The 3,772-nt window shown below is 30.1% G+C and carries 3 protein-coding genes; all 3 read right to left on the bottom strand.

Translation table 11 applies throughout. The features are described from left to right. Positions 1-245: 245 nt before the first annotated feature. The 3 genes from NGI30_RS11375 to NGI30_RS11365 all read right to left on the bottom strand — a co-directional run bounded on the left by NGI30_RS11375 (position 246) and on the right by NGI30_RS11365 (position 3,506). Positions 246-395, bottom strand: a complete 150-nt coding sequence (locus NGI30_RS11375; protein WP_251944111.1) for a hypothetical protein — start codon at positions 393-395, stop codon at positions 246-248. A gap of 362 nt (positions 396-757) precedes the next feature. After that, a complete protein-coding gene (gene mobV / locus NGI30_RS11370; RefSeq protein WP_251944109.1) occupies positions 758-2,332 on the bottom strand; it encodes a MobV family relaxase in 1,575 nt (524 codons plus the stop codon). Positions 2,333-2,576: 244 nt separating this feature from the next. Beyond that, positions 2,577-3,506 (bottom strand): replication initiation factor domain-containing protein, encoded by a 930-nt coding sequence (locus NGI30_RS11365; protein ID WP_251944107.1) that lies wholly within the window; start codon positions 3,504-3,506, stop codon positions 2,577-2,579. Positions 3,507-3,772: the final 266 nt, after the last annotated feature.

The following is a 3,772-nucleotide window of genomic DNA, read 5'->3' as shown; positions in this document are numbered from 1 at the left end:
CGTTCACGTAAACTTTGGTCGGTTTGGGGTGGACGACTTCTTTTTTTATTTTGCTATTAATATAACACTATCAAAAGGCTTGGTCTAATTTGATCAAGTCTTTTTTATCTAAACATTTGTATTAGCTGATATACAATTAATACTAACAAAACACCAAATACATACTTGTTTGTTATGAATTTCTCAAAGGCTTCTTTGAATTTCATGTTATTCCAAATCACGTCTCATTTCCTCGTTATGATTTACTAATCATCATATATAACAGTAGCAGTTACAAACAACCACGTGCTATTAGCTTGAATTTCTAATACTTTAATATCTTCTCTTGAACAAAATTCATTTACTAAATCATCTAATCTACCAGTAGTCCATGTTGCAAATGTTCTTATTTTCAAAGTATCACACCTTTTTTTTGACTAACTTACCAAAATTATTGCATTATTCCAATTGCTTTATTGACGTTGAGCCTCGGAACCCTTAACAATCCCAAAACTTGTCGAATGGTCGGCTTAATAGCTCACGCTATGCCGACATTCGTCTACAAGTTTAGTTAAGGGTTCTTCTCAACTTCAATAAATTTTCTCGGCATAATAGCGTGCTTATCAGATATTATATCTGATATAATCAAGATATAGGAGTGTCAGCTCCCCCAAAAGAACTAATCAATGAGTTCTTTTATAATTTCGGCTATAAGTTTTGTAATTAAATTGATGATTGCTCTTAATAAGTTAATTAAGCTTATTAAGAGCTTTTTTGTTTATAAATCTAAGTCAAAACCTTTATCTTTATTTTGTTTATTTAACCTAGTATTTTCAAATGCTTTTTGATTTCTTATCTTCTCATCTTTGTTATCAAACATCTTTCTATCTTCGTGATCCAACACAACAATGTTTCTAAACCTTTGTTTAAATTGTGGTTTTAATGAATCGTCTATTTTATCAATCACTTTTCTGTAGTTATCTGCTCCAAATACATGTTTACCTGCTTCACAAATTCCTTTTACAAACCCTTTGGTATTTTCATGATTTTGCTTTTCTTCTTGATATGCAGTTTTATATTTATCTCTTTCTTCTCTTAATTTTTTAAAATTTTTACTAGCCACATTCATTTTGTGACGTTGCTCATTGATTGTTCCACGTTGTTCTTTAGTTGTTTCTTTTAGATTTTGAATAGTCTCGCCATTAATCAATTTTTTATATTCTGGTTCCATTCGCTTACCAAAATCAGATTGCTTTTTAAGTATTTGATAATCATCTTCTTTTAAAATCACTCGACCTGTTTTTTCACTCTCTTTTGAAAATAGACTTGGTTTTTTATACTCATATTCTATATCGTCATTTAAAGGCTCATATAAGACATTTTTTAAACTTTGGTAGTTTTCCTTTTCTTTTTCATTTTCGTCTCTTATTTGGTCTATGAATGTCTTTAAATTATTTATTTCGTCTCTTTTAGATTCAATATCGTTATTTAATTTCGTTTTTTCGTCTTTAGCTTGTTGTAACTCTGTTTTTGTTGAATCCAGTTGACCCTTTTGTTCTTTGATTTGATTCGTCATATTTAGGTGTTGTGTTTTTAAATTAGGCAATTTCTCTTGTTCCAACATATCCACTTCGTTTTTTAAAATACTGTGTTGCTTTTGAAGTTTAGCCACTTTCTTTTTATATTCTTCTTCACCTTTTTTGTAATGGTCGGCCAATCTCCTAGCTCTATCTTTTTGATTTTGATAATAGTCGGTATTTTCTTTGAATTGTTCAACTTCTTGATGTTTACGTTCCGTTTTATGTTTAGGCGTGCCACGTTCCAATCTATAACCCTTATCATTCACATATTGATTAAATCTATCTTGAAATTCCGTCATAGATTTCTTATTGCCCAGCATTTCTTTAGCACTTAATCGTCCATCTTCTGTGATAGGTACAACCCCAAAATGCATATGTGGTGTTTTTTCGTCCATATGAACCGTTGCATATAACACATTTTCTTCGCCATACTCTTCAACTAAAAACTCTTTACTATCTTCAAAAAATCGTTTGATATCTTCATCTGGTTTTCCTAAAAAGAAAAACGAATCTGATGTAATAACCCCATCTATGTGTTTTACTGCGTCTTTTCTTATTTTTCGTTTCCCTTTATAATTTTGTTCAATTTTCTCGTCTATTTTTTGATTGAAATCAATTGGCTTTGGATTAATTAAATCGTAATTCATATCAGATTTAGACAAATCAACATCTGCATTTTCATATTTTTTATTTTCTCTTTGAACATGTTTTTGAATACCAGTTGTATTGGTTTTACCTTTCACTTTTGCAACTCTAATAATGGAATAGCTCATTAATAAATTACCTCCTAAGCACATCATCAATGTGGCCTTTAATAATTAAAGTATAACACACTAGACTTATTTACTTCGTTTCATAAGTCGTTAAACCGTGTGCTCTGCGAGGCTAGTTTTTGTGCAAGCACAAAAAATGGACTGAACAAGTCAGTCCATAAGTTCAAAACCTGCGACCAAAAATGGTGGTCGCAAATTCGTTTTTAAATTTTATGATCACTTACGTGTATAAAATTTAATGCACTCAAAATTCAAAATCAGAAAGCCAAAAATCAATTTGCTTTTGCAATTGTTTTTCGTTTTCTTTCAAAGTCAATTTCATTAAATCTGTTAAATCAATTGGAGATATTTCTTTAATCAAATTTTTATATTTGTATTTAGTTCTTTTGTTTAATTCTCCCCATTTACCTTCTTCATGAATTAACATGTAAATCATTGCTTGTTCATTTATTTTTTTTAGTGTAGTCCAATCTGGTTTCAAAATATGTAAATCATCAAAACAACCATTCCATATATCAACCATATTTCTTTTCAATTCAATTTCTACACGCCATAAGTATTCTGAATCAATTTCAATATCTGCATTGTCTTTACGTTCTTGTTTTTTATTATAAACGCGAATAAATCTGTCGCTATCACGTACACCAAAATATTTTGTTTCTGGTTTCCCATTACGTCCATAAAATATAGTTTTCTTTACTGCTTTATCTGACAACGCATAATAATCGCTCAAATCATATTCAAAATCGAAAGCCAAATCTAATCTTGTAAACCCAATATCTTCCATGTACCAAATAATATTTTGTTTTAGCCAAATCATTTCATCTTGCGTCAATTTATTCGGATTAAATTCAACACGTATATTACGTCTATCCCAACTATCTGCTTTCACTTTGTCATATTCAATATAAACTTTTTCTTGAAGTGCTTTAGCTTTGAATTTGGTTTGTAAGATATCCCAAAGTCTAATTTGAGGCTCAATACTCATAAATTTGGAAAGTTTTTCGGCACTATCTTTATTAAGATTTCCAACAATAGTCATAGCGTCAAAGCTTAATTTTGGTTTTGGTGGGTGCACAGAATGCACTCCTAACCGGCTATTAGAGTAGCCGGTTTTAGAAAAATTGTCTAAATCCTTATTTTGTAAGTAATTTGAATGATTTTCTTCAGTCATAAAAAATCGACTCCTTAATTTGTTTTAAGAAGTCGTCCACCCAAACGTCAAATGTAAATGTTGAAGTATAATCAAATATCGTTTAATATCAAAATATACAAAAACATAAAAACATCGACTGTTTTATATTTTGGCTAGTCGTTCACGTAAACTTTGGTCGGTTTGGGGTGGACGACTTCTTTTTTTATTTTGCTATTAATATAACACTATCAAAAGGCTTGGTCTAATTTGATCAAGTCTTTTTTATCTAAACATTTGTATTAGCT

It is taken from the genome of Staphylococcus sp. Marseille-Q5304, from assembly GCF_943737015.1.
Classification (GTDB): Bacteria; Bacillota; Bacilli; order Staphylococcales; family Staphylococcaceae; genus Staphylococcus; species Staphylococcus hsinchuensis.
This window is presented reverse-complemented; position numbering and strand designations above follow the sequence as displayed.